This window comes from Burkholderia sp. AU31624, assembly GCF_020420065.1.
Classification (GTDB): Bacteria; Pseudomonadota; Gammaproteobacteria; order Burkholderiales; family Burkholderiaceae; genus Burkholderia.
The window spans coordinates 575,807-600,817 of the sequence record NZ_JAIZRT010000007.1 but is presented as its reverse complement, the minus strand read 5'-3'; the positions used below and the strand labels follow the sequence as shown (position 1 = coordinate 600,817).

Below are 25,011 nucleotides of genomic sequence, written 5' to 3'. Positions count from 1 at the left end.
GGCCAACGAGAGTCTGGACCGGGCGCTGACGTGGCGCGAGCCACGGAAGGTAACGAAGTCGCTCACGGTTCAGTACGACCGGGTGATGTACTTGCTGGACGATACGCCGGAGAACCGGAAGTTGATCCACCGTCAGATCGAGGTATGGGAGTACCCGGATGGGCGGATCGAGATTCGGGCTGACGATCGTGCGTTGAGCTGCAGGCAATACGATCGCCTGGCCGAAATCGATCGAGGTGCCGTCGTCGAGCACAAGCGCTTGAGTCATGTGCTGCAGGTCGCGCAAGCGCTGCAGGCGCAACGCGATAACAGTCGAATCGGTAAAGCTCCGTCACGAACACATCGCGGCGACTCAACCCGGACCGACCGAAACGAACCCCAAGCGGGCAAGAAGAAGCAACGTGAGATCACGCAGGCCGACGTCGAGCATGTGATCGTGGAGCTGGCGCAACGTAGGCAACCCGCCAAGCCAGCAGACAAACCTGGCCGTCGGTCTCCAAAAGCCGGATGCCGATTGGCGCTGGCCGGGGCAGCGTGTCATCGACCGATCTCGACGCCGGCATCGAGCCAGCCGCGCATCATGATAGCGACCTCGTCACGCAGCCACTGGCGGAACAGTCGGTACTCCGGGCGCGAGTGCGCATTCCTGTGCGTGATCAGGTAATGATGGCGATCACGAAACACGAGGACATCCTGCACCGGGCGCACCAGCACGCCCGCATCGATCTGCCGGTGCACGAGGTGGTGCCAGCCCAGCAGCGTGCCCTCGCCGGCCTCGGCCTGCGCGACGAGGAGCCGGTAATCGTTGCTTTCCAGATACTTGCTCCCGGCCAGCGTATCGGTGCCGTCGCTCTGCTGGAACCAGTTGCGCCACACGCGCCAGTCGACGTGCTCGCACACCTGGGCACGGCCGAGCATCGACAGGTTCAGCGTCGGACACGACAGCAGGTCCAGCGGCTTCAGCGACCTGCCATGAAAATGCCGCTCGCGAAACGACGGGCTGCACACCGGATACACGATGTCGTGGAACAGCGGTTCGGCTTCGAACTCCGGGGCGCGCGGCGGGTTCTTCGTAATGATCACGTCAGGCTCGATGAGGCCGTCGAGTTCCATGAAATGCTCGGTGACGATCACGTGCAGCTGGATATCCGGAAACCGCTCGCGAAACGCGGGCAGTCGCGACGACAGCCACAGTGCGGAAAACGTGTGCGACGCACAGACCATCAGCGCGTGCTTGTCGGTCCGGCGCACAGCCTCCGCCGCCTCGGCGATGTTCATGATCGACAGGTACGACGCGTTGTACAGGACCCGCCCGGCATCCGTCAGCGCGATATGCCTGCCCGTGCGCTCGAACAGCGCGACATCGAGCGAATCCTCGAGTTCCTTGATCTGCCGGCTGATCGCGGCCTGCGTCACGCACAGTACCTCGGCTGCCTGAGTGAAGCTCTCGTAGCGCGCCGCCGTCACGAAGCAGCGCAGCGCGCGCAGCGACGGCATCTGCGCGAGAAGTCGGTCGGCAAACAATTGCTTCTTCAACATGGCTTCCACTCTCAAAACGGCGGTCGGACGCTGCGCCGACGAACGCGTCGACGGCAGTCCCGCCGGCTGCCCTCAGTCAGTCTCGTCGCCAACCTTTCAATTAGCCGATATTGCAGCTTGCGCATCGGCCGGGTGACTCGCAAGAGCGGCTCGGCCGTGGAAACGGCGTCACGACGATGCTATTTTCGATCGATTGTGCACCGCATCGCTATTATCGGAAGCGATGATGGGGACGGCAACACGCACGTCGGGCAGACACCTCCGCTCCGTGCCTGGCCGGTGCGCAGCAAACGCAGCCGGTACCGTCACGATGTCGCGCCACGCCGCCAAGTGCGGATCGCGCTTTCCCTCGTGCGTCACCTGCGGGGCGCTCGCCGGCGATCGGCCTGTGACCATTCCCGCGCAACAGGGTGCAGCACGACATCGCGGTCGATCGTCGGCAGAGCGCGCCCCGCCGAAACCGCTCCGCCAACCGGCAACGCGGGCCGTGCGGGCCTGCGATGCCGCGCGCTCCGCATCGCTCAGTCGAGCTTCAGCCAGGTAGTCTTCAGTTCGCAGTATTGATCGTGCGCGTACACGGATTTGTCGCGACCGCCGAACCCCGACTGCCTGAATCCGCCGAATGGCGTCGACAGGTCGCCTTCGCCGAAGCAGTTCACCGTGACCGTTCCCGCGCGAATCCGTGCCGCGACCTTGTGCGCACTGTTCACGTTGTCGGTCCAGAGCGACGCAGCGAGCCCGTAGCACGTATCGTTCGCGATCCGCACAGCATCTTCGACGTCCTCGTACCCGATGAAACAGACGACCGGCCCGAACACTTCGTCGCGTGCGATGCTCATCTCCGGCGTCACCTGGTCGAAGATCGTCGGTTCGACGAACCAGCCGCCGGTTTCGGCGAGAATTGCCTGCCCGCCGCACACCACGTGCGCGCCTTCCGCCTTCGCCTTCTCGATATGGCCGAGCACCTTGTCGTAGTGCTTCTGCTCGATCAGCGCACCGAGCTTCACGTCCGGGTCGAGCGGGTCGCCGGTCTTCCAGCCGCCGAGCACCACCCGAACCTTCTCCAGCAGTTCCGCCTTGAGGCTCGAAGGCACGAGGATCCGCGAACCGGCGCTGCAGTTCTCGCCCATGTTCCAGAACGCGGCCGCGACCGCCTGTTCGGCGACCGCGTCGAGATTCGCGACGTCCGGCAGGATCACCTGCGGGTTCTTGCCGCCGCATTCGAGCACGACGCGCTTCAGGTTCGTATCGGCCGAGTAGTGCAGGAAGCGCTTGCCGGTCGAGGTCGAGCCGGTGAACGCGACGAGATCGACGTCCGGATGGCGGCCGATCGCCTCGCCTGCCTCGCCACCGAACCCGGTGACGACGCTGAACACGCCCGGCGGCACGCCGGCTTCCCGCGCGAGATCGGCGATGCGCAGCGTCGACAGCGACGTCTGCTCGGCCGGCTTCACGACAACGCTATTGCCCACCGACAATGCGGGGCCGATTTTCCACGCGAGCATTAGCGCCGGGAAATTCCACGGCAGCACGGCGCCGACGACACCGATCGGCTCGCGCGTGATCATGCTGACGACACCGCTGCCGGACGGCGACAACGCGTCGTAGCGCTTGTCCGTCACCTCCGCGTGCCAGCGAATGCACGCGGCCGACTCGGGAATGTCGAGCCCCAGGCACTCGCCGATCGGCTTGCCGGCTTCCAGCGCCTCGAGCAGCGCGAGTTCCTCCGCATGCTCGTCGATCAGCTGCGCGACGCGCAGCAGCACCGCCTTGCGATGCGCGGGCGCGGACTTCGACCAGACACCCGACTCGAATGCTTCGCGCGCAGCCGCGACCGCGCGATCGACGTCGCGCTCATTACAGCGCGCTACTTCGGCGAGCACCTTGCCCGACGCCGGGTTGAGCGTCGCGAACGTCTCGCCCGACGCCGCCGCACTGCGCTCGCCCGCGATGAACGCGCGGCCGTCGAGCGACAACGCGTTCGCCTTCTGCTTCCAATCCTGATGGGTCGTCATGTCGTTTCCTTAATGATCAAAGCTCGGCACCGGCCGAGAATTCCTTCGCCCAGATCGTCGCCGACACGGCAAGGTCGACGAGCGGCCGAACCGGCAGCGGCCGCGGATGCGGCTGCTTCAGCAACTGCTGCACGAGACTGTTCGATTCGCCGAGCGCGTATTCGGCGATCAGCTTGCCGGACGACGACCCGCGGCTCAGCCCGAGACCGTTGCAGCCGATCGCCTCGTAGAGACCGTCATCGCGCTTGCCGAACAATGCGCCGTTGTTCGCGGACAGGCACAACGGCCCGCCCCACGTATATTCGAGTTCAACGCCACCGAGCATGGGGAAGCGGCGCTCGAACGAGCGCTGATGCAGATGCCGCGCCTTCGCGAGATCCGCAGGCGACACCCTCACGTCCGGCCGGAACGCGAAATGGTTACGCACGCAAATGCGATCGGTGATCAGGCGCCGCACCGTCGTGCCCATCGGATCGGCCGGAATCACCGCCCACGACCGCGTTCCGCCGAGCTTCGCGACTTCGTCGGCATTCATCTGCCGCGTGAGCGACGCGAACGTATAGACGGGCAGCAATCCGTTCGAATGGATGCCGAAGGTCGCTGCGTACGCATTCGTGCACAGGATGACCTGCTTTGCGACGAGGGTGCCGCCGGCGAAATGCAGCGCGCGCGTGTCGCCGCGCGGCTCGATCCGCGTGACCGGGCTGAGCTCGAACACCGTCACATTGTCCGGCTGCGTGGCCGCGAGGCCGCGCATCAGCGCGGCGGGCTGCACCGTGCTGCAGCCCGGCGTGAACAGCGCGCCCGTGTAGAAGTCGGTGCCGGTCACGGCCCGGATGGCCGGCAGGTCGAGCCACTCGAACGCTTCGCCGATACGCGACAGGCCGTCCGCGAAATGCGCGAGCGCCGCGGCGCCCTTCCTGTTGACCGATGCGTGGAATTTGCCGTCGTCGCGCCAGTCGCAATCGATACCGAAGCGCCGCACGATGTCGCGCACATAGTCGATGCCGTGGCGCTGGAACCGCACGTCGGCGCGGTCCTCGTCGATGCTGCGCGAGTAGCTTTCGCTGCTGATGTCGTGCGGCAGGTCGACGAAGAATCCGGAATTGCGCCCGGCGGTCGTGCGGCCGATCCGGTCGGCCTCCACGAGCGCGATCGACGCGCCGGGCGCGAGCTCCGCGAGCCGGCGAGCCGCGCACAGCCCCGTGATGCCGCCGCCGACGACGACCCAGTCGAACCGGCCATCGGACGTGACGGTGCGCGCGTCCGGTGCGGGCGGCAGGCTCTCCCACCAGCCGTTCATACCGTCCGGCGCCGGAAACCGCGCGAATTCCAGATTCGAACGCATGATGAATTACCGGCCGTCGCGCAGCAGCGGCTTCACGAGCTTCGCGAACGCGTCGCGCTCGTCGCCCGACAGCGCGCCGAGCGGTGCGCGTGCGACCCCGACCGGCAAACCGGCGAGCTCACACCCGTAACGCACGTACTGAATGAACTTGCCGCTGCGCTCGAGCAGTTCGAGCACCGGCAGCAATTGCGCCATCAGCTTGCGGCCGGTCGCGAAATCGCCGCGCGTCACGCACGCATCGAACAGGGCGGTGTGTGCTTCCGGCAGGAAATTCGACGCGCCGCCGACCCAGCTGCGCGCGCCCCATGCGAAGAACTCGAGCGCCTGGTCGTCCATGCCGCAGCTCAGCACGAGCCGGCCGCTGAAATGCGTGGACAGGTGATGCAGATGCGCGATGTCGCCGGTGCTCTCTTTCATCGCAACGAAATTCTCGCGCTCGAGCAGCGTCTCGAGAATCCCGTCACCGATTTCGGTGCCGGTGCGGGCCGGAAAGTTGTACAGCATGATCGGCATGTCGAGCGCGTCGTCGATCGTGAGCAGGTGCGCGAGCAGTTCCTGCTGCGTCGGCTGCGCGTAGTACGGCGCTGCCACGAGCAGCGCATCCAGCCCCGCACGTTTCGCTTCGCGGCCGAGGCGCAGCACTTCCTTCGTCGTCGTCGCGTTGATGCCCGCGGTCAGGAACGTCATGCCGCCGGCAGCAGCCGCGACGGTGTCGAACGTGCGCACGCGCTCGTCGAAGCTCAACGCGTAGTATTCGCCCGTCGTGCCGCCGACGCCGAGACCGGACACGCGGCCGGCGAGATCAGCCGCATGCCGGCCCAGCAGTGCGTGATCGATTTCGCCGTCCGCGTCGAACGGGGTGACCAGCGGTGTGTGTACGCCCTCGAAGCTCATTTCAATTCCTCATTCAGGTGAGTGGGTGCCCGGTTCCCGTCGTCACGCAGGAGCCGGCACTGGACAAGACGTCGGCGCGCGCCACGCGTGTTTCGCGCAGCCACGCCGATCGATTCGTCATGCGGTTCTAACCATGCGTCCGCCCGATCCGGTTCCGGCGATCAGGCAAACGCGTCCGCGTGTGCATAGATCGGAAACTGGGCGCACAGATCGCGCACGCGAGTGCGGACCGCGCGCTCGACGCCCTCGTCCCCGTCCGGATTGCGCTCGAGCGCCGCCACGACCGCGAGGATCATGTCGCCGATCTGCTCGAACTGCGCGGGCCCGAAGCCGCGCGTCGTGCCGGCGGGCGTGCCGAGCCGGATCCCGGACGTGACGGTCGGGTTTTCCGTATCGAACGGAATTCCGTTCTTGTTGCAGGTGATGCCGGCACGCTCCAGCGCCCTCTCGGCCTGCATGCCGGTAATGCGCCGCGCGCGCAGGTCGACGAGCAGCAGGTGGTTGTCGGTGCCACCGGTAACGAGCGTCAGGCCGCCGGCCGTCAGCACCTGTGCGAGCGTTTGCGCGTTGAGCAGCATCTGGTCGATATAGCGCGTGAACTCCGGGCGCAGGGCTTCCGCGAAGGCCACCGCCTTGCCCGCGACGACATGCATCAGCGGGCCGCCCTGAAGCCCCGGAAATACCGCCGAGTTGATCTGCTTCGCGACGTCGGCGTGGTTCGTCAGGATGAAACCGCCGCGCGGGCCGCGCAGCGTCTTGTGCGTGGTCGACGTCACGACGTCGGCGAACGGCACCGGGTTTGGGTGGCGGCCGGCCGCGACGATGCCGGCGATATGCGCCATGTCGACCATCAGCTTCGCGTCGACGCTGTCAGCGATCTCGCGGAACGCAGCAAAATCCAGCGCGCGCGGATACGCGGAATAGCCCACGATGATCAGCTTCGGCCGATGGCGCTGCGCGAGCCGGCGCACGTCGTCGTAATCGATGCGCAGCGTGTCCGGGCTCACGCCGTACTGCACCGCGTTGAACCACTTTCCCGACAGCGCGGGGCGTGCGCCATGCGTCAGGTGGCCGCCCGCATCGAGCGACATCCCCATCACCGTGTCGCCCGGCTTGACGAGCGCGAGCATCACCGCGCCGTTGGCCTGCGCGCCCGAGTGCGGCTGCACGTTCGCGTGGATCGCGTCGAACAGCGCGCACGCGCGGTCGATCGCGAGCGCCTCGATCCGGTCGACATGGTCGCAACCGCCGTAGTACCGGCGCGACGGATAGCCTTCCGCGTACTTGTTCGTCAACACGGTGCCCTGGGCTTCCAGCACCGCCGCGGACGCGATGTTTTCGGATGCAATCAGTTCGATCTGCGTCTGCTGGCGACGCAACTCCAACGCGATTTCAGATGCGATCACCGGATCGCGGCTCTGAAGAGTTTCGGAAAAAAAGCGGGCGTTCTCGTTCACTTGGTGACTCCGCGACGCGATTCGTTACGTGCTGCGTGGATTCAATGCACCGCGCGCTGCCAGGCCGGCGCCGTCGTGACGGCCCCCGGCCCCGGGCCGCCGGCATCGGCGAGCGCACGCGCGTGGCCCTATTGCTGCAGCCAGGCCTTCAGCTTCTCCGGATGGGTGTCGACGAACTTCTTCGCGGCGCTTGCGTAGTCGTTCGTGCTGTTGCCTTCGAACTCAATCGCCTCGACGTCGGCCAGCGTCAGCTTCAGGTGCTTGAAGAACACGTCGGCGCGCGGAAACTTGCCCGCGAACCTCTTCGATGCGAACGCGTGGATCTGCTCCTCACCGCCCAGCGTGCCCTTCGGGTCCTTCAGGTAACGCATCTGCCACTTCTGGAACAGCCAGTGCGGGCTCCAGACCGTCGCGACGATCCACTGCTTCGACTGGTACGCACGCGACACGCTGGCCAGCATCCCGGCCTCGCTCGACGCCTGGAGGGTGTAGCCGTCCAGGCTGTAGCCCTTGATCGTCCGCTCCGACGCCTGCATCAGGCCGCCGCCCGGTTCGATGCCCTGGATCGTGCCGTTCAGCTTGCTCTTGACCTCCGGCTTGTTCAGGTCGGCGATCGACGACAGCTCCGACTCCGGAACGTAGGTCGGCACGGCCCAGCCGTTCTTGCCGCCGGTGTAGATAACGCCCACGTCATCCAGGTCGTTCTTGTACTTCGCGTAGTACGCACCGTGCGTGAGCGGCAGCCAGCCACCGACCATGATGTCGAGATCGCCACGCGCGACGCCCTGATACTGGATGCCGATGTCGGCCTGCACGAACTGCACCGGCTGCTTGAGTTGCGTCTCGAGCACGTACTTCGCGACGTTGGCCACCGCGAGCACGTCCGCCCAGTTGGTGACCGCTATCTTGACCGGCTCCGCCGCCGACGCGGCACCCACACTTGCGCTGCAGGCGACCACCGTCGATATGGCAAGTTTCGCGAGAAGCGACTTGAACGTATGGGTATTCATCTAGTACTCCTTTTTAATCACGCGAATCTTTCGAAGATGAGGAACGCCTTCGATCGGCGTTTCCGGTCTCCACGCACTGCTACACCGGTTCCGCCGCGACACCGTGGCCGCGGCGCTTCATCGTCCTTCAATGATCGTCGACTGCCGTGTCCGTCAGGTCCGTGCCGCGTCGCGCGGCTCAGCCTTGCCGGCGCGCGCGAGCGGCCTTTTCACCTTCTTCTTCGCCTTCACACCGAAGCTCTCGGTCAGGCGATCCAGCACGATCGCGAGCAGCACGACGCCGAGCCCGCCTTCGAAGCCGATCCCGATGTCGAGACGCTGGATCCCGCTCAGCACGTATTCGCCGAGGCCGCCCGCACCGATCATCGACGCGACCACCACCATCGATAGCGCCATCATGATCGTCTGGTTCACGCCGGCCATGATCGACGGCAATGCGTTCGGCAGCTGGACCTTCCACAGCAGCTGCCAGTCGGTGCTGCCGAACGAACGGCCGGCCTCGATCAATTCCTCGCGCACCTGCCTGATGCCGAGTGTCGTCAGCCGCACGACGGGCGGCATCGCGAACACGATCGTCGCGATCACCGCCGGCACGCGTCCGAGCCCGAACAGGATCACGGCCGGGATCAGGTACACGAATGCGGGCATCGTCTGCATGAAGTCGAGCAGCGAGCGCAAGATCATGCCGATCCGGTTGTTGCGCGCCCCCCAGATGCCGAGCGGCACACCGATCACTAGGCTGAAGAATGTCGCCGCGGTAACGAGCGCGAGGGTCGACACCGTCTGCGCCCACAGGCCCATGTAATGGATGACGAGCAGCGCGCAACCGACGAAGATCGAAAACACGACGCCCCGGCGCCACAGCGCGAGGCCCACCAGGATCACGACCATCGCGATGAACGGCACGGCGGCGAGACCGTCCTCGAGTAGCTTCACGACTGCGCCGAGGCCCGCCGAGAACGTGTCGAAGCCGCCACGGAAATGCAGAAACAGAAAGTTGACGACATTCTCCGCGAACTTCCCGATCACCGACGAATTCATGCTGCCCTCCGTTGCATCATCTGCTTGAGTATCGTCCGGCAGGACACGACGCCCGCCAGTCGCCCCGCTCCGTCCGTCACCGGCACGTCGTGCTGCTGCGTCAGCGCGATCGACGCGAGCCGATGCAGGTCCGTATCGATCGACACCGCGTTAAAGTCTTTCAGGAACGCGTCGCGAATCGGCTTCGCGCCGGACCGGTGCAGCGCGGCGGGTGTGACGCAGCCAAGGTAACGGCCGGATTCGTCGCACACGTAGCCGCATTCCGCACCGCTGTCGATCAGCTGGTTCAGATAGCGGTCGGACGGCGTGAGCGCATCGCAGCGAAGCAGCCCGCGCTCGACCGGCGTCATCATGCTCGATGCCTTCATGAAGCGCGACACGTCGACGTTGCGGAAGAAGTCCTGCACGTACGCGTCGGCCGGCGTCTGGATCAGTTCGGCGGGCGTGCCGACCTGGATCAGGCAACCGTCCTTCATGATGCCGATGCGGCCGCCGATCTTGACGGCTTCCTCGATATCGTGGGAAATGAACACGATCGTGCGCTGCTCTTCCTTCTGCAGGCGCAGCAGCTCGTTCTGCATTTCGAAGCGGATCAGCGGGTCGAGCGCGGAGAATGCCTCGTCCATCAGCAGTACCGACGGATTCACCGCCAGTGCGCGGGCAAGGCCCACACGCTGCTGCATGCCGCCGGACAACTCGCTCGGCAGCAGTTTCTCGTACGAGCCGAGGCCAACGCGCTCCAGCGCCGCGCGCGCGACTTCGTAGCGCTGTGTCTTCCTGATCCCCGCGACTTCGAGCCCGTACGCGATGTTGTCGAGCACGGTGCGGTTCGGCAGCAGCGCGAACGACTGGAACACCATCGCCATCTTCTGGCGCCGGACGTCGCGCAGTTCCGGCGTCGACATCGGTGCGATGTCGCGGCCTTCGAGCACGACCTGCCCGGCCGTCGGCTCGATCAGCCGGTTCAGCAATCGGACGAGCGTCGACTTCCCCGAACCCGACAGCCCCATGATCACGAAGATCTCGCCGGCGCGCACGCTCAGGCTCACGTCGTTGACCGCGACCATGTTGCCGGTTTCCGCGAAGATCTCGTTGCGCCCGACGCCGCGCTTCATCATCTCGATCGCACGTTCGGGCTTCGGCCCGAAAATCTTCGACAGGTGCTTGACGGTCAGGATGTCCGCTCCGGTCGCGATACTTGACCGTGCAATCGACGGCGCATCGCCGGCGTGGATTGCTCCGGGGGGAAGTACGTCGCCCGGCGCAAACGTCATATTTGGAGCCATTCTGTCATCCCGACTGACTGGTAAGGGAAGCCGCGAACTTCGTCCGGGTCGTCATCGATCTCCCGCCTGGCGTGGGCCCGATGCCGCTCCTGCGTGGTTGACGGCGCTGATGCAGTGAATGCAGCGTATCAATCCAATTTCGTCGCTCCAGATACATTTTCTGTGCGCTTTTCCATACCTTTGGTAATGCATCGTTTCGGGGCGAAAAAGCGTGATCGCCGCAAAACGGTGCGAAATAGGCGAAAAGCAATACCGGCGCGGCTGTGTGGCATTTTGCGGGGACGGCGGCCCAGCGGAGCGCGCAGCGCGCCCAAGCGTCCGCTAGGGGAAAATCCCGACGCGGGGACCTAAGGGAAACTACCGGGAAATCAGGCCAGCGACTTCGCGAGCCGCTTTGGATCATTCGTACATGACGAATTGCCCGCTGCCCCCTATCAGGGTGCCGGCGGCTGTCGATCGACTGCGCGCCTACCGCGCGGCAACCGCGGCACGCAGATGGCGGCCAATGCCAAGCCCGTCACGCTTTTTCGCTGCCCGCATCGACAGGTTTTGCCTAGACTTTCGCTGATTGGCCTACATCACTCAGGGAGCAGCAAGCAGCATGCATGAACGCCCGAAGCCCATCGCGGATTTCGTCCGGATCGCCGGCGAACTGTTCCAGTCGGAAAAGCTGCCCGCCGCCGCGCGCGCGTTCGCACCGCACGTATTCGCACGATTGCAGCAGCCGTCGGACAATGGCGTGCGCAACGCAGTGCGCTACCCCGCATGCGAATGGCTTGGCCCGGCGCTTCAGGCCGTCGCACGCGTGAACCCGACGTTCGCAGCCGTCGCGCGGCTGATCGTGTCGCTGGAGCCGGTAGTCGGCTGGACGCGGCGTACGTCCGGAAAGGACGGGAGCCCGAACTACATTGATGGGCACGTGAACGGAATGATCTGCGGGCCCGGCGGTGCCGAAAGCCGCGACGACATTCAACTCGGCTTCTCGCTGATGATGCCCGGCGTGCGATACCCCGATCACGGCCACGCGCCGGAGGAAGCCTACGTGCTGATGACCGCCGGTGAATTCCGGCAGCAGAACGGCGAATGGTTCGATCCCGGGGTCGGCGGCGGCATCCACAACCCGCCCGGCGCGCTGCATGCGATGCGCTCCGGCGACGTGCCGTTCCTCGCGATCTGGTGTCTGCTGAATTGAACCAGCGATCGTCGCGATCAGAACGACGTTCGAATGCCTGCCGTCACCGCCCATGGGTCGAATCCCGGCGTCACCGTCGCCGCCGGGTTGTTCAGAAGCGCGAATCCTTGTGTCGAATGACTGTTGTTCAGGATCGTCGTCGCGAAGCCATACAGCTGCGTGCGCTTCGACAGGTAGTACACGTAGCCGACATCGCAAGCGATCGCGCGCGCATCGCCATTCTCGATACGCCGCGACACGCCGACGTTGATGTCGCCGAACCCGACGCGCACGCGCGCATTAAGCAACGCGGCGGAGGCGAACCATCTCGTGCCGTCGGTACGCTTCGAATACACGTAATTCCCGCCCACCACCATGCGACCGAAGTCGTATGCGGCGGTCAGTACATGCGTGAGCTGCGACGACGCGTCGGATGCCGTCGCGCTCGCGTAGTACTGGTAACGGTTGAAGCCATAGCCGACCAGCACGCCGTTCTTCGCGTACTGGAGGTTCGCGCCGACGTTGCGCGCGTTCAGCGTCTGCCCGGCAGGATCCTGCGCACCGAACGAATAGCCGATCTCGCTCGACCAGCCGCCGAGCGCTTCCGGCGTCCGGTAGCGCACCGCGTTCCGGTAGAACCCGCCGGTGCCGCTCGAACCGAGCGTCGTCGTGTGTTCGAGCGACATGATCGCGGCTGGATTCGCGAGCCCGTACGTGCCGACGTCGGACGCGAGAAACACCCAGTAGATCGGCAGGTACAGATAGCCGGCGTCGACGCTGCCGAACGGCCCCGACAACCCGACCGATGCGCCCCGATTGAACTCCGTCGCGCCGCCTCCCATCCCCGATTCGATATTGAAGCCCGTCTCGAGCCGGAAATTCGCGCGATAGCCGCCGCCGAGATCTTCCTTGCCGAGCAGCCCGAAGCGCGATGCCTGCAGGTTGCCGCTGGCCGCCGACGCGGTCGTTCCAGTCGTGCTGTTGAAGCGGCCGTACTGCACGGCTGCATCGACGATGCCGTACATGACCAGCGTCGACTGCGCATGCCCGGCGTGGCTGGCGCAGGCGAGCGCGACGGCACCGGCCGTGCGCAGCCCGGTTTTCAGTCGGGGCGTGAAGCGAAGGCGCCAGCGCAATGCGGCGGCGCGGCGAACGGGACGGATGGCGGCGGTACGGGAAGCGAGTCGGTTCATGACAGCGGCTCTGCGAGGCGAGTGGAGTATCGAGTCAGCGGGTGAAGGAAACCGGGTGTGCAATATCAGAAACCTGGATCGCACGCGGAATGACGTTCGCTCGACGGAACGTATCCGCAACGCGTTGCTGTGCGCCGAGCACGGTCGAATTGACGGGCAGCAGCCCGAATGCGGATCGTGCGAGATAGCGCTCGACGACGGGCTGCGGCACCCCGATCTCGCGAGCAATCAACTGTGCGGCGTCGCTGCGATGAGCGGCCGTCCACGCGTCGCCTCGCGCGACCGCCGACAGCACATCCGACAACACCTCGGGGTGGGCCTTCGCGAAATCCGGCGCACCGAGAAAGAAGCTGTACGGCTGCACGATGCCCGACGCATAGTCGGCGATCGTGCGCACGCCGAGCGTCTGCTGGACGACCGCGAGATACGGATCCCAGATGACCCACGCGTCGACCTTGCCGCCTTCGAAGGCCGCGCGTGCGTCGGCGGGCGACAAAAAGGCGGGCTTGATGTCCGCATAGGTCAGGCCGGCTTTTTCGAGCGCGGCAACGATCAGGTAGTTCGAACTCGACCCGCGGGCGAATGCCACCGTCCGCCCTTTCAGGTCGGCGACCGATTTGAGCGGCGAGCCGTCGAGCACGATGATGGCCTCGTTGTGCGGACCGGCGGGTTCGGCCGCCAGGTAGACGATCCGGGCGCCCGCCGCCTGCGCGAAGATCGGCGGTGGCGAGCCCGTATAGCCGAGATCGATCGAGCCGGCATTCATCGCCTCGAGCAGCGGCGGCCCGGCCGGGAATTCGGTCCATGCGATGTCGAAGCCGCGCGCGGCGAGCGGCTTGTCGAGCGAGCGCTGCGCCTTCAGCAGCGTGAGCGGCGTGCCCTTCTGGTAGCCGATGCGCAGCGTTCGGCCGGTGTCGGCATGCACGCCGCCGGCGAATGGCGCAGCGAACGCGGCCACGGCTGCAGCCTGTGCGGTGCGGAGAAACGAACGTCGGGAAAACTTCATGATCGGAGGTTCCTTATCGGATGGATTCGACGGGAAGAATGTGTGCGCTACGCACGCACCGGTCGCTGGAGCCCAAGATGCTCGCGCAACGTAGAGCCGGTGTAGGCCGTGCGGAACAGCCCGCGCCGCTGCAACTCGGGCACGACGAGCGAACAGAACGCATCGAGGCCGCCCGGCAGTTCGGCCGGCATCACGTTGAAGCCGTCGGCCGCGTCGCGCTCGAACCACGTCTGCATCAGGTCGGCCACGGTTGTCGCACTGCCGACCACCGTCACGTGCCCGCGTCCCGCCGCGATGCGCAGCACCAGTTCGCGGATCGTCAGGCGCTCGTCGCCGGCCAGCGCGGTCAGGAGTGCCTGGCGGCTGCGCTGGCCGCTGTCCGTGAGCGGCAAATCCGGCAACGGACCGTCGAGCGGATAGCCGGACAGGTCGAAGTTGCCGAGCATCCGCGCCAGCATCGCGACGCCCGCGACCGGATCGACGAGCGCCTGCAGCGCGTCGAACCGCTCGCGCGCCTCGTCGTCGGTACGCGCGACGACGACCGACAGGCCCGGCATGATCTTCACGTCGCCCGGCGCGCGGCCCGCGGCAACCGCACGCGCCTTCATGTCGCGGTAGAACGCCTGCGCGGCATCCAGCCGTGCGTGCGCGGTGAACACGACGTCGGCCGTCTGCGCGGCGAGGTCGCGCCCCGCCTCCGATGAGCCCGCCTGCACGACGACGGGCCATCCCTGCACCGGGCGCGGCACGTTGAGCGGGCCCGCCACGGAGAAATGCGGGCCTCGATGATCGAGCACGCGCAGCGTGGACGCGTCGTAGTACACGCCGCTCGCCTTGTCGCGCACGAAGCTGTCGTCGGCCCAGCTATCCCACAGGCCCGTCACGACGCGATGGAATTCCCTGGCGCGCGCATAGCGCTCGTCGTGACCGACGTGTTCGGCGCGGCCGAAGTTGCGCGCCTCCGTCGCGTTGTCGGACGTCACGAGATTCCAGCCGGCCCGCCCGCCGCTGATGTGGTCGAGCGACGCAAACTTGCGCGCGATGTGATACGGCTCGTTGTAGGTCGTCGTCGCCGTGGCGATCAGGCCGATGCGCTCCGTGACCGCCGCGAGCGCAGGCAGGAGCGTCAGCGGATCGAGCCGGTCGGAACGGGCCGATCGCGCGGCGCCGTCACCCACGTTCGCGGCGACACTGTCCGCGACGAAGATCGCGTCGAAGCACGCGCGTTCCGCCGTGCTCGCCAGCGCCGCATACGCACGAAAATCCGTGCCGCCACCGGCCTGCACGTCCGGATGCCGCCACGCGGCTGCATGGTGTCCGGTCTCCATCAGAAAGGCCCCAAGGTGCATGAGGCGGGAAGCTGTCGTCATCCGATATCCTGTCGCGAAAGCAGCGCCTCACCACCCGGCCACGCATCGTTTCGTGCTGGCGACCGCGCTTGGTTAGCGCTAACATTGACACGCAGTTTCCCGTGGCGAATTTGCCGCGTCAAATAACGAAATCAGCGGAACATATGTCCGATTCGACTAAAAGCGATGCCCGGCCACGCCGCACGTCGGGACGCCTGACCCTGCGCGATGTGGCCGATCACGTCGGCGTGTCGCAGATCAGCGTGTCGCGCTATTTCCAGGATCCGGCGCGGCTGTCCGCGCCGCTGCGCGAGCGGATCGCCGATGCGGTAGCGGAACTCGGCTACGTGCCGAATCTCGTCGCCGGCGGGCTCGCATCGGCGCGCAGCCGTGTCATCGGCATGGTGATTCCGAACATCTCGGGGCCCATCTTTGCGAACACGATCCAGAGCTTCAGCGACGAGGTCACGGCACACGGTTACCAGTTGCTGCTCGCATCGAGCTATTTCTCGACGGATCTCGAGGAGAACGCGGTGCGTGGATTGCTCGGGTGGTCGCCGGCGGCGCTCGTGCTCACGTCGCACTTCCATTCCGCGGGAACCGAGGAACTGATCGAACAGACGCAGGTGCCCGTGCTCGAAACGTGGGACTTCCAGCCACGGCGCAAACCGCTGCAGATCGGCTTCGTGCACCAGGAAGCCGGACGCATCGCGGCGCGTCATCTGGTGGAACGCGGCTATCGACGCATCGCGTTCGTGCTGAACAGCGCGGCGGGCGACGCAAGCGCGCGCGAGCGTTGCGATGGTTATACCGAGATCATGCGCGAGCATGGGCGTCAGCCGATCGTGTTTGCACCGACCGAAGCGCAACCGATGCACGCAGGGCGCGAGGCGCTGCTCGCGCTGTGTTCCGTACGCCGCACGGCCGACGCGATCATCTTCGCGAACGACAATCTCGCGTTCGGTGCGCTGCTGTCCGCGCCCGGCGCAGGCGTTCGCGTTCCGGAGCAATGCGCGATCGTCGGCTTCGGCGACTATCCGATGGCGGAAATGCTGACGCCGGGCCTGACGACCGTGCGGCCACCCGCGCGTGAAATCGGCATCACGGCGGCCACGCGGATCTTCCAGCTTCTGCAGGAGGATCCGCCGGCGTTCGACACGCTTCGCAAAGGCCAGCGACCGATGTCGTGCCAACTGATTATCCGGGCGAGCAGTTAACTGCCGAAGGCAACGAACCGGATTTCGCGTTCAGCGACCGTAGGCCAAAGGGCATCATCCCGCCTTTCGCCGCCGCCATCAGCCACGGCCGCGCGCAACCGCGGCGCTCGGCGTTGCTCCAGGCCCGACGGCCCCATGCACGCATGCCGCACGCGGCCGCCCTAATGCACAGTGCGCCGCAACATCGTCGTGTCGTAACCGAGCGCCCGCACCCGTTCGACAAGCGCCGCGGCCTGTTCAGCGGAGGGCTTCGCATCGCGCGTCAGGATCCACAGGAACCGCCCCGACGGTTCACCGACGATCGACCATGCGTAGTCGTCGGCGCGATCGAGCACCCAGTAATCGCCGAAGAAGAACGGCCCGAAGAACGACACTTTCAGCTTTGCGCCGCCGCTGTCGGCCACGATCTTCGCGCGGCCGTCGGCGCTTCGCGCGCGGCCGACCGGCCCGCCTTCGCGGCAGGTATTGCGCACGCCGACGAGACCGTCTTCCCGCTTCGCATACTCGGCCGTCACGCCGTCGCATCCGCGCTCGAAGCGGTTTTCATACCGCGCGAACTCGTACCATCTGCCGACGTAGCGATCGAGATCGACGGATTTCGCGGGTTGCGGAACGTGTGCATTCCCGCTGGGCCCGCCGGCAAGGCCTGCACATCCCGCCAGCACCAGTGCGGCGCCCGCCACGATCACGCCCGCCGCCCACAGCGGTCGGCCAACGCTACTTCGCTTCATCGAATGACTCTCCAGACACGAAACCCGGTCATTGTGCCCTCAACCGACGGTAGCCGGCCGCATTCGCCGCACGTTGCGGCTGCCTGCATCCGCGCGGACGCGTCGCTCGTATCTGGTTGAAAATCTCACAGCGGGCGTCGCGCTGCACAACGTGCAGCGGGCGCACCGCCGATCGTTCGATCAGAGGCATCCGGGAGTGCTATATTTCGCTCGACATTCACATCATGGCGGTCCGCGCCATCCACTTCGCATGAGCGACACGCCAAGCGGTGCCAGCGGCTTCGATCAGTCAACCCCTTCGCGCGATGCCGATGCGGATGTCGCGCGCCGCGAACATCTGAATCGGGTGATGCTTCAGGCAGCAACCGGCGATCAGGGGGCTTTCGCGGAGGTGTATCAGCTGACCGCGTCGCGGGTGTTCGGGACAATCGTGCGCATGCTTCACGATCACGGCGAAGCCGAGGATATCCTCCAGGAGGTCTACACCACCGCATGGCGGCGCATCGACGCGTTCGACCCGGCGCGCGGCGGCGCGATGACGTGGCTGATCACGCTGGCGCGCAACAAGACGATCGACCGCTTGCGGCAGCATCGCGACGCGCAACTCGACGACGAACAGGCGCTGGCGCTTCCCGCCGAAGATCCGACGCCCGCCGCGCTGGCGGAAGCCTCGCAGGAACGCCTGCGCCTCGAGCGCTGCCTCGCGCAACTCGATCCGCAGCAGGGCCGCGCGGTGCGCGAGGCCTTCTTCAGCGGCGCAACCTACAGTGAGCTGGCAGCGCGACTGCGTGTGCCGCTCGGAACCATGAAGAGCTGGATCCGGCGCAGCCTGATGCAGCTGAAGGTGTGCCTGGAGCAATGAATACGCCGGCCGATCACAATCCCGAATTGCGCTGCGCCGAATACGCGCTCGGCGTGCTCGACGCAGACGCGCGCCGCGAGCTGGAGCAGTCCGCCGCGCGCGACCCGGCGTTGCAAGCCACGCTCGAGCGCTGGCAGCGCCATCTCGCGCCGCTCGCGGACGACGTCACGCCCGTCGACCCGCCCGCGCGAACCTGGACGAGGATCCAGCACCAACTGGGCTTCATCCCGCCGCCGCACCCACGCAGCGCCGCGCCGTCCGCCGGATGGTGGAACAGCCTGCGACTGTGGCGCTGGGTCGGCATGGGCGCGAGCGTGGCGGCGCTCGGGCTGCTCACGGTCAACGTGATCCGGGTGGGCGAAGCGCCGCCGCGCCCCGCTGCCGAGGACAGCCACTACATGGCAGCCACGTTGGCACAAACGGATGGCGTCGCACGGTGGACCGCCACGGTCGACTTGCGGCGTGCCCGGATGGTCGTGGTGCCCGCGAACACGCCAACCGTCGCCGCGGACCGCTCGACGGAGCTCTGGCTGATTGCGCCGAATGCGAAGCCGATCTCGCTCGGCGTATTCGCGTCGAACGCACCGGCGTCGATGACGCTACCGCCAGCGATCGTCGCGCGACTCGATGCACGCGCGGTGCTCGCCGTCTCGCTCGAGCCCCACGGCGGCTCGCCGAGCGGCCAACCCACCGGGCCGGTGCTCGCCACCGGCGCGATGCACACCACTTGACGCGCGCAACGCGCGCTCGACCCGTCAAGCGCGGCGGCGTGCCGCCCGCCGCCGTCTCGCTCGACGGGATCACGCCGCATCTCGTCGCATCCGTCTGCATCCGTTCGGTCGCCGGCTCCGTATAAGGGGATATCGCGCCCCCGGAGCCTGTATGCCCGCCGTCGTCGTTGCCCTCCTCGCCTTCGTCGGACTGATCCTGTCCTTCACCGCGGTGTGGATTACCCAATTGCATTCCCGCAACGCCGGGATGATCGATCCGGTCTGGGCCGTGACGCTCGGCGGCGTCGCCGTGTTCGTCGCCGCGCTGGCGACCGGCCCGGAATTGAATCGTGCGCTCGTCGCCGCCGGCGGCAGCATCTGGGGGCTGCGACTCGCGCGGCACCTGTGGCGGCGCAATCGCGGGCAGCCGGAGGACCCGCGTTATCGACAGTTCCGCCTGCAGTGGGGCGACGCCGCGCCGCGCAACATGTTCTGGCTGTTCCAGTTGCAGGCGCTGATCTCGATGCTGCTGTCGATCGCGTTTTTCATCCCCGCATACAGCATGGCAGCCCCGTCCCGGTTCGCGATCGCTGCGGCGGTGGCGATCTGGATCGCCGCCGTCGCCGGAGAGACGGCCTCCGACCGGCAACTCAAGCGGTTTCTCGCGGATCCCGACCACGGCGGCCAGGTTTGTCGCGCCGGCTGGTGGCGCTATTCGCGGCACCCCAACTATTTTTTCGAGTGCGTGCACTGGCTCGCCTACACGGCCCTGTCGATCGGCATGCCGTGGGGCTGGCTGACGCTGTTCCCGCCCGTCCTGATGGCATGGCTGCTGCTCAAGGTTTCCGGCTTGCCGCTGCTCGAAGCGCGTCTGGTGCAAAGCCGGCCGGGCTACCGCGAGTACATGCGCACGACCAGCGCCATCGTTCCGTGGCCGCCGAGGCCGGCGCCCGGCCCTTCCCCCACTCGATCCGATCCCCCTGAAGACCGGAGCACGCGATCATGACCGCTACCACCTCGCCACCGTCGCCGGCCTCGGCGGCGGCACCCCACGACACCTGGCTGATCCGCTGCTGCGAGCGCGGCTGGCTGCCGGACCGGCTGATCCGGGCCGGCATGCGCTCGCTCATGCGGCAACGCCTGCGCGCCGAACACGCGTATGACGGCGAACAGCGTGCGGCGGCGCACGACACGCTGGTGCGTGAACTGGGTGCGAGCCCGATCGCAATCGAGACGCTCGCGGCGAACACGCAGCATTACGAAGTGCCCGGCAGCTTCTTCGAGGCCCATCTCGGCCCGCGGCTCAAATATTCGTGCGGCTATTACCCGCGTGGCGACGAAACGCTGTCGCAGGCGGAGGAGGCCATGCTGGCGTTGTACGCGCAGCGCGCGAGGCTGGCGGACGGCCAGCGCATGCTCGACCTCGGATGCGGCTGGGGTTCGCTGTCGCTCTGGCTCGCCGAACGGTATCCGGCGGCGCAGATCGTCGGCCTGTCGAATTCACACGGCCAACGCCACTTCATCGAGCGATGCGCGGCGCAGCGCGGGCTGACGAATCTGCGCATCGTGACCGGCAACGTGGTGGAGTTCGACTTCGATCCCGCGGATGCCGGTTTCGACCGCGTGCTCTCGATCGAGATGTTCGAGCACATGAAGAACTACGGGCAACTGCTCGCCAAAATCGCGCGCTGGATGCACGACGACGGCAAGCTCTTCGTGCACATCTTCGCGCACAAGCTGCTCGCCTATCACTTCGCGGTGCGCGACGACACCGACTGGATGTCGCGCCATTTCTTCACGGGCGGGACGATGCCGTCGGCCGACCTGCTGCTGCGGTTCCAGGACGACGTGCGCATCGCCCGCCAATGGTGGCTCGACGGGACGCACTACGCCCGCACGGCCAATCAGTGGCTCGCGTCGCTCGATGCGGCGCGCGACCGGATCATGCCGATTTTCGAGACGGTCTACGGCGCCGACGCCCGCCTCTGGTTCCAGCGCTGGCGGATGTTCTACATGGCGGTCGCCGAGCTGTTCGGCTATGCCGACGGGCAGGAATGGGGCGTCGCCCACTATCTGTTCGACAAGCGCCGGGTGCTCGCATGAGGGCCGCGATCGCGCATCGGGTTCTCCGCCGCGTCGCCGTCGCGGTCGTGACGGCGCTCGCGATCGGGGCCGCCGGGTGCTCGGGCAGCCCGCCGAACCCGAATCCGCGCGCCGCCGTTCCGTTGTCGACCGTACCCGTCGACTTGCCGCGCTACATGGGCCGCTGGTACGTGATCGCGAACATCCCGTATTTCGCGGAACGCGACTACGTCGGCAGCCGCGCCGAGTGGAACCTGCGTGACGACGGCCGGATCGACGACGCATTCGTCGGCCGCAAGGGCGGCTTCGACCAGCCCGAGAAGCGCTATCGGTTCGTCGACACCGTGAAGCCCGGCAGCGGCGGTGGCGAATGGCGCGTGCGGCTGTTCTGGCCGGTGTATGTCACGCAACTGACGCTCTACGTCGACCCCGACTACCGGTACACGATCCTCGGCTACCCGGGCAAGACGCTCGGCTGGATCTTCTCGCGCGTGCCGACGATGGACGAGGCCACCTATCGCTCGCTGCTCGCCCGGCTCGATGCAATGGGTTACGACACGTCGCGCTTCAGGCGGGTGCCGCAAACACCGGACCAGCTCGGCAAGCCGGGCTTCGCGTCGCCCGGCGATCGCGAATGACGGCCGCTCCTGCATCCGCCGCGCGCGGTGCGACGTATATCAGCACAAGTGATTCCAGAACCTGCACGTGTGACTGACGGAGACCCTTCGCGATGCACCCGGAACTTTCAATGTCGCGGCCCGGCCGGCGGATCGCCGTCGTCGGCGCCGGCATCGCGGGCCTGGCCAGCGCGTACTTGCTGGCCCGCCGTCACCGCGTGACGCTGTTCGAGGCCGCCGACTATCTCGGCGGTCACACGCACACGGTCGACGTCGATCTCGACGGCGCGCGCCACCCCGTCGACACGGGCTTCCTCGTGTTCAACGACCGGACCTATCCGAATCTGGTCGCGCTGTTCGACGAACTGGGCGTGGCCGCCCATTCGACCGACATGTCGTTTTCGGTTTCGGTCGACGGCGGCCGGCTCGAATGGGCCGGCAGCAACCTGAACACGGTGTTCGCGCAACGCCGCAACCTGTTCTCGCCGACCTTTCTCGGGATGTTGCGCGACATCCTGCGCTTCAACGCGTCCGCGCACGATCACCTGGAATCGGCGAGCCGGCAGCGCCTTTCGGTCGGGGAACTGCTCACGGCCGGCGGTTACGGCGCATCGTTCCAGCATCACTACCTGCTGCCGATGGCGGCCGCGATCTGGTCGAGCGCGGCCAACGACATCCTGCGGTTTCCGGCGGCGACGTTCCTGCGCTTCTGCCTGAATCACGCGTTGTTGCAGGTCAACAACCGGCCGACCTGGCGCACCGTCGCGGGCGGCGCACGGCAGTACGTCGAGCGCATCGCCGCGACGCTCGACGACGTGCGCGTGAATACGCCGGTGCGCGCGATTCGGCGCGACGACGCGGGCGTGACGGTGGCGACCGATGCAGCCGGTCACGAGCGTTTCGACGCGGTCGTGCTCGCGTGCCATGCGCCGACCAGCCTGGGGCTGCTCGCGGATGCCAGCAAGGCCGAGCGCGACGTGCTCGGCGCCGTGCGCTACCAGCACAACGTCGCGGTGCTTCATACCGATACGGCGTTGCTGCCGCGCCGGCGGCGCGTGTGGTCGGCGTGGAACTACCTGGGCGCCCGGCCGAGACGCACGGGCGGCGAGTCGCCCGTGTGCGTGAGCTACCTGCTCAACCAGTTGCAGCCGCTGCCGTTCCGCTCGCCGGTGGTCGTCACGTTGAATCCGGTCGACGAGCCCGCGCCCGACACCCTGCTCGGCCGCTACGATTACGCGCACCCGCTGCTCGACCTCGCGGCCGTGGATGCGCAGCATCGTCTGCCGATGCTGCAGGGGCGGCGCAATACGTGGTATGCGGGAGCGTGGACAGGCTACGGGTTCCACGAGGATGGGCTGAAATCGGCGTTGCGCGTCGCCCGCAGCTTCGGCGTCGCGCCGGCCTGGGCGCGCCCATGAACGCGCCCTTCGCCCGCGATGGCATGGCCGCCCGGCTGCTCGTCGGTACCGTGATGCACGAACGGCTGCGGCCGGTGCGCCACGCGTTCGCGTACCCGATATTCCAGGTCTGCTGCGACGTCGAGCGGCTGGACGAGATCGACGCCGGCTGGTTCGGCATCGATCGCCGGGCCCCGCTCGCGCTCGCTTCCCGCGACTACGGCCCGCGCGACGGCCGCGCGCTCGGCCCGTGGATGCGCGATGTCCTCGCGCACGCCGGCATTCCCGCCGACGGCCCGATCTGGCTGCAGACGATCCCGCGCGTCTTCGGCTACGCATTCAATCCGGTGAGCTTCTGGTACTGCTACGACCGCGCGGGCCGGCTGCGCGCGCTGTACGCCGATGTGCGCAACACGTTCGGTGCGCACCACGGCTACCTGCTCAGCGCGATGCGTCACGCGCCGATCGACGCCGACACCGTGCTGGTCTGCCGCAAGACGTTTCATGTCTCGCCGTTTTGCGACATCGTCGGGGATTACGCGTTTCGCGTGCGTCAGTGCGGCGACCATCTGAGCGTGGCGATCGACTATCGCGACGACGATGGTCTGCTGCTGCGCACGGCGATCGGCATGCGGTCCGCGCCGCTGACGGCGGCACGCGCATGGCGCGCGCTGGCCCGGCAGCCGCTGAACGCGATCAACGTCGTCATTCGCATTCATTGGCAAGCGCTGCGGCTGTGGCTCGCGCGCGTGCCGTTCCACGGCAAGACGCCCCCCGGCCGTTCCGCCGCTGCCGATTCGCCATTGTCCCGTTCGCCGGGCGCGTCGCCACGCGGCCGCTCGGCGATGTCCGATCACGAGGCTCGCCCATGACCTTGCTGCGCCTGCTGTCTTCCGCCTCGCAACCGGCGATGCCGCTCTCGGCCCGGTTGTTCATCGCGCTGCTCCGGCAAATCCACGACGGTCACCTGACGCTCGTGACGCCCGAAGGCGCGCAGCATGTGTTCGGCGATCCGCACTGCCAGCCGGCCGCGACGCTGCTGGTCCGCGACTGGCGGGCGTGCCGTGCGATCCTGCGCGCGGGCGACATCGGATTCGCGGAAGCGTATCGCGCCGGCTGGATCGACACGCCCGAGCTCGTCGCGCTGCTGCGCCTCGCGATCCGCAACCAGCCGGTGATCGCGAAGACGGTGACCGGCGGCCGCCTGGCACGCCTCTGGTACGCGCTGCGTCACCGGCTGAGGATGAATACGCGGGCCGGCAGCCGCCGCAACATCCACGCGCACTATGATCTCGGCAACGACTTTTACGGATTGTGGCTCGACGACACGTGGACGTATTCGAGCGCCTGCTTCGACGGCGACACGCAGCGTTCGCTCGCCGACGCGCAAACGGCCAAGTATCAGCGCATCGTCGCTTCGCTCGGCCTGCGCGCCGGCATGCACGTGCTCGAGATCGGCTGCGGCTGGGGCGGGTTCGCCGCGCATGCCGCACGGCAAGACATCCGCGTGCATGGCGTCACCGTCTCGCAGGCGCAATACGCGCTGGCCCGCGAGCGCATGGCGCGCGACGGGCTGTCCGATCGCGTCACGCTCGAATTGCGCGACTATCGCGACGTCGACGGCCAATACGACGCGATCGTGTCGATCGAGATGTTCGAGGCCGTGGGCGAAACGTTCTGGCCGGTGTACTTCGACACGCTCAGGCAACGCCTGAAGCCCGGTGCGCGCGCGCTGATTCAGTCGATCACGATCATCGAGTCGCTCTTCGACGCGTATCGCACGTCGAGCGACTTCATTCGCGAGTTCATCTTTCCCGGCGGGATGCTGCCGAGCCCGGAGCGTTTCGTCGATGCCGCACGGCGGGCCGGCCTGGCCGCCGAACCGGTGTTCGCGTTCGGTGACGACTACGCGCGCACGCTGCGCACCTGGCGGGCCGCGTTCGAGGCGCGCATCGACTCGGTGCGCGCGCAACGGTTCGACGAGACGTTCATTCGCACCTGGCGCCTCTATCTCGCCTATTGCGAAGCGGGATTTGCCGAGCGGCGGACCGACGTGATGCATTTCATCGTGTCGTCGGGCGGCTGA

22 protein-coding genes and 1 pseudogene are annotated in these 25,011 nt (G+C 66.9%); 11 read left to right on the top strand and 12 right to left on the bottom strand.

The window, feature by feature from the left end:
* Positions 1-508 (top strand): annotated as a pseudogene (locus LGM89_RS27050) (ISNCY family transposase); the annotation flags it as partial.
* Between the two features lie 29 nt (positions 509-537).
* Here LGM89_RS27050 and LGM89_RS27045 read toward each other — a convergent pair.
* The 8 genes from LGM89_RS27045 to LGM89_RS27010 form a co-directional block, all read right to left on the bottom strand.
* A complete protein-coding gene (locus tag LGM89_RS27045; protein WP_226274521.1) occupies positions 538-1,539 on the bottom strand; it encodes a LysR substrate-binding domain-containing protein in 1,002 nt (333 codons plus the stop codon).
* A gap of 521 nt (positions 1,540-2,060) precedes the next feature.
* Positions 2,061-3,554, bottom strand: a complete 1,494-nt coding sequence (locus tag LGM89_RS27040; protein ID WP_226274520.1) for an aldehyde dehydrogenase — start codon at positions 3,552-3,554, stop codon at positions 2,061-2,063.
* 16 nt (positions 3,555-3,570) lie between these two features.
* A complete protein-coding gene (locus LGM89_RS27035; RefSeq protein WP_226274519.1) occupies positions 3,571-4,902 on the bottom strand; it encodes an NAD(P)/FAD-dependent oxidoreductase in 1,332 nt (443 codons plus the stop codon).
* A 6-nt stretch (positions 4,903-4,908) separates the two neighbouring features.
* Positions 4,909-5,796, bottom strand: coding sequence for a dihydrodipicolinate synthase family protein (locus LGM89_RS27030; protein WP_226274518.1), 888 nt, complete (start codon positions 5,794-5,796; stop codon positions 4,909-4,911).
* A gap of 161 nt (positions 5,797-5,957) precedes the next feature.
* The gene (gene glyA / locus LGM89_RS27025; RefSeq protein ID WP_226274517.1) at positions 5,958-7,253 is read right to left on the bottom strand and encodes a serine hydroxymethyltransferase; all 1,296 of its coding nucleotides are present in this window, start codon (positions 7,251-7,253) and stop codon (positions 5,958-5,960) included.
* Between the two features lie 128 nt (positions 7,254-7,381).
* A complete protein-coding gene (locus LGM89_RS27020) occupies positions 7,382-8,263 on the bottom strand; it encodes a glycine betaine ABC transporter substrate-binding protein (RefSeq protein ID WP_226274516.1) in 882 nt (293 codons plus the stop codon).
* 153 nt (positions 8,264-8,416) lie between these two features.
* The gene (locus LGM89_RS27015; RefSeq protein ID WP_226274515.1) at positions 8,417-9,304 is read right to left on the bottom strand and encodes an ABC transporter permease; all 888 of its coding nucleotides are present in this window, start codon (positions 9,302-9,304) and stop codon (positions 8,417-8,419) included.
* Positions 9,301-10,590, bottom strand: coding sequence for a quaternary amine ABC transporter ATP-binding protein (locus LGM89_RS27010; protein WP_226274514.1), 1,290 nt, complete (start codon positions 10,588-10,590; stop codon positions 9,301-9,303). Before LGM89_RS27010 ends, LGM89_RS27015 begins: the two co-directional genes overlap by 4 nt.
* 601 nt (positions 10,591-11,191) lie before the next feature.
* On the opposite strand from LGM89_RS27010, the gene LGM89_RS27005 reads away from it, so the two are divergent.
* Positions 11,192-11,782, top strand: coding sequence for a dimethylsulfonioproprionate lyase family protein (locus tag LGM89_RS27005; protein ID WP_226274513.1), 591 nt, complete (start codon positions 11,192-11,194; stop codon positions 11,780-11,782).
* Between the two features lie 17 nt (positions 11,783-11,799).
* Here LGM89_RS27005 and LGM89_RS27000 read toward each other — a convergent pair whose 3' ends face one another.
* Genes LGM89_RS27000 through LGM89_RS26990 form a run of 3 tightly spaced genes read right to left on the bottom strand, consistent with a single transcriptional unit; the run spans position 11,800 to position 15,330 of the window.
* A complete protein-coding gene (locus LGM89_RS27000) occupies positions 11,800-12,954 on the bottom strand; it encodes a porin (protein ID WP_226274512.1) in 1,155 nt (384 codons plus the stop codon).
* 34 nt (positions 12,955-12,988) lie between these two features.
* The gene (locus LGM89_RS26995; protein ID WP_226274511.1) at positions 12,989-13,960 is read right to left on the bottom strand and encodes a sulfonate ABC transporter substrate-binding protein; all 972 of its coding nucleotides are present in this window, start codon (positions 13,958-13,960) and stop codon (positions 12,989-12,991) included.
* A 47-nt stretch (positions 13,961-14,007) separates the two neighbouring features.
* Positions 14,008-15,330, bottom strand: a complete 1,323-nt coding sequence (locus tag LGM89_RS26990; RefSeq protein ID WP_226274510.1) for an LLM class flavin-dependent oxidoreductase — start codon at positions 15,328-15,330, stop codon at positions 14,008-14,010.
* 143 nt (positions 15,331-15,473) lie between these two features.
* Here LGM89_RS26990 and LGM89_RS26985 point away from each other — a divergent pair, with 143 nt between their 5' ends.
* A complete protein-coding gene (locus tag LGM89_RS26985) occupies positions 15,474-16,526 on the top strand; it encodes a LacI family DNA-binding transcriptional regulator (protein WP_226274509.1) in 1,053 nt (350 codons plus the stop codon).
* A 161-nt stretch (positions 16,527-16,687) separates the two neighbouring features.
* Here the strand turns inward: LGM89_RS26985 and LGM89_RS26980 are convergent, their stop codons facing one another.
* Positions 16,688-17,257 carry a lipocalin family protein gene (locus LGM89_RS26980; protein ID WP_226204766.1) on the bottom strand — a complete coding sequence of 190 codons (570 nt, stop codon included), beginning with the start codon at positions 17,255-17,257 and terminating at the stop codon, positions 16,688-16,690.
* A gap of 250 nt (positions 17,258-17,507) precedes the next feature.
* Here LGM89_RS26980 and LGM89_RS26975 point away from each other — a divergent pair, with 250 nt between their 5' ends.
* From LGM89_RS26975 to LGM89_RS26940, 8 genes are all read left to right on the top strand, one after another.
* Positions 17,508-18,119, top strand: a complete 612-nt coding sequence (locus LGM89_RS26975) for a sigma-70 family RNA polymerase sigma factor (protein WP_226274508.1) — start codon at positions 17,508-17,510, stop codon at positions 18,117-18,119.
* A complete protein-coding gene (locus LGM89_RS26970) occupies positions 18,116-18,850 on the top strand; it encodes an anti-sigma factor domain-containing protein (protein WP_226204769.1) in 735 nt (244 codons plus the stop codon). Before LGM89_RS26975 ends, LGM89_RS26970 begins: the two co-directional genes overlap by 4 nt.
* 151 nt (positions 18,851-19,001) lie before the next feature.
* Positions 19,002-19,835, top strand: coding sequence for a DUF1295 domain-containing protein (locus LGM89_RS26965; RefSeq protein WP_226274507.1), 834 nt, complete (start codon positions 19,002-19,004; stop codon positions 19,833-19,835).
* Positions 19,832-20,932 carry an SAM-dependent methyltransferase gene (locus LGM89_RS26960; protein WP_226274506.1) on the top strand — a complete coding sequence of 367 codons (1,101 nt, stop codon included), beginning with the start codon at positions 19,832-19,834 and terminating at the stop codon, positions 20,930-20,932. The genes LGM89_RS26965 and LGM89_RS26960 overlap by 4 nt, the downstream gene beginning before the upstream one ends.
* A complete protein-coding gene (locus LGM89_RS26955) occupies positions 20,929-21,549 on the top strand; it encodes a lipocalin family protein (RefSeq protein WP_226274505.1) in 621 nt (206 codons plus the stop codon). Before LGM89_RS26960 ends, LGM89_RS26955 begins: the two co-directional genes overlap by 4 nt.
* 110 nt (positions 21,550-21,659) lie before the next feature.
* Positions 21,660-22,946: an NAD(P)/FAD-dependent oxidoreductase gene (locus tag LGM89_RS26950; protein WP_373452573.1), complete on the top strand. Its 1,287-nt coding sequence runs from the start codon at positions 21,660-21,662 to the stop codon at positions 22,944-22,946.
* Positions 22,943-23,797: a DUF1365 domain-containing protein gene (locus LGM89_RS26945; protein WP_226274504.1), complete on the top strand. Its 855-nt coding sequence runs from the start codon at positions 22,943-22,945 to the stop codon at positions 23,795-23,797. The genes LGM89_RS26950 and LGM89_RS26945 overlap by 4 nt, the downstream gene beginning before the upstream one ends.
* Positions 23,794-25,011 carry an SAM-dependent methyltransferase gene (locus LGM89_RS26940; protein ID WP_226274503.1) on the top strand — a complete coding sequence of 406 codons (1,218 nt, stop codon included), beginning with the start codon at positions 23,794-23,796 and terminating at the stop codon, positions 25,009-25,011. Before LGM89_RS26945 ends, LGM89_RS26940 begins: the two co-directional genes overlap by 4 nt.

Excerpts from the sequence above, each read along its gene's own strand:
- LGM89_RS27000 (WP_226274512.1), bottom strand. The coding sequence starts at position 12,954 with ATGAACCGACTCGCTTCCCGTACCGCCGCCATCCGTCCCGTTCGCCGC.
- LGM89_RS27030 (WP_226274518.1), bottom strand. The coding sequence starts at position 5,796 with ATGAGCTTCGAGGGCGTACACACACCGCTGGTCACCCCGTTCGACGCG.
- LGM89_RS27005 (WP_226274513.1), top strand. The coding sequence starts at position 11,192 with ATGCATGAACGCCCGAAGCCCATCGCGGATTTCGTCCGGATCGCCGGC.
- LGM89_RS26990 (WP_226274510.1), bottom strand. The coding sequence starts at position 15,330 with ATGACGACAGCTTCCCGCCTCATGCACCTTGGGGCCTTTCTGATGGAG.
- LGM89_RS26975 (WP_226274508.1), top strand. The coding sequence starts at position 17,508 with ATGAGCGACACGCCAAGCGGTGCCAGCGGCTTCGATCAGTCAACCCCT.
- LGM89_RS26960 (WP_226274506.1), top strand. The coding sequence starts at position 19,832 with ATGACCGCTACCACCTCGCCACCGTCGCCGGCCTCGGCGGCGGCACCC.
- LGM89_RS26980 (WP_226204766.1), bottom strand. The coding sequence starts at position 17,257 with ATGAAGCGAAGTAGCGTTGGCCGACCGCTGTGGGCGGCGGGCGTGATC.
- LGM89_RS27020 (WP_226274516.1), bottom strand. The coding sequence starts at position 8,263 with ATGAATACCCATACGTTCAAGTCGCTTCTCGCGAAACTTGCCATATCG.
- LGM89_RS26940 (WP_226274503.1), top strand. The coding sequence starts at position 23,794 with ATGACCTTGCTGCGCCTGCTGTCTTCCGCCTCGCAACCGGCGATGCCG.
- LGM89_RS27015 (WP_226274515.1), bottom strand. The coding sequence starts at position 9,304 with ATGAATTCGTCGGTGATCGGGAAGTTCGCGGAGAATGTCGTCAACTTT.
- LGM89_RS26970 (WP_226204769.1), top strand. The coding sequence starts at position 18,116 with ATGAATACGCCGGCCGATCACAATCCCGAATTGCGCTGCGCCGAATAC.
- LGM89_RS26955 (WP_226274505.1), top strand. The coding sequence starts at position 20,929 with ATGAGGGCCGCGATCGCGCATCGGGTTCTCCGCCGCGTCGCCGTCGCG.
- LGM89_RS27040 (WP_226274520.1), bottom strand. The coding sequence starts at position 3,554 with ATGACGACCCATCAGGATTGGAAGCAGAAGGCGAACGCGTTGTCGCTC.
- LGM89_RS26945 (WP_226274504.1), top strand. The coding sequence starts at position 22,943 with ATGAACGCGCCCTTCGCCCGCGATGGCATGGCCGCCCGGCTGCTCGTC.
- LGM89_RS26965 (WP_226274507.1), top strand. The coding sequence starts at position 19,002 with ATGCCCGCCGTCGTCGTTGCCCTCCTCGCCTTCGTCGGACTGATCCTG.
- LGM89_RS26985 (WP_226274509.1), top strand. The coding sequence starts at position 15,474 with ATGTCCGATTCGACTAAAAGCGATGCCCGGCCACGCCGCACGTCGGGA.
- LGM89_RS26995 (WP_226274511.1), bottom strand. The coding sequence starts at position 13,960 with ATGAAGTTTTCCCGACGTTCGTTTCTCCGCACCGCACAGGCTGCAGCC.
- LGM89_RS27035 (WP_226274519.1), bottom strand. The coding sequence starts at position 4,902 with ATGCGTTCGAATCTGGAATTCGCGCGGTTTCCGGCGCCGGACGGTATG.
- LGM89_RS27045 (WP_226274521.1), bottom strand. The coding sequence starts at position 1,539 with ATGTTGAAGAAGCAATTGTTTGCCGACCGACTTCTCGCGCAGATGCCG.
- LGM89_RS27010 (WP_226274514.1), bottom strand. The coding sequence starts at position 10,590 with ATGGCTCCAAATATGACGTTTGCGCCGGGCGACGTACTTCCCCCCGGA.
- LGM89_RS26950 (WP_373452573.1), top strand. The coding sequence starts at position 21,660 with ATGTCGCGGCCCGGCCGGCGGATCGCCGTCGTCGGCGCCGGCATCGCG.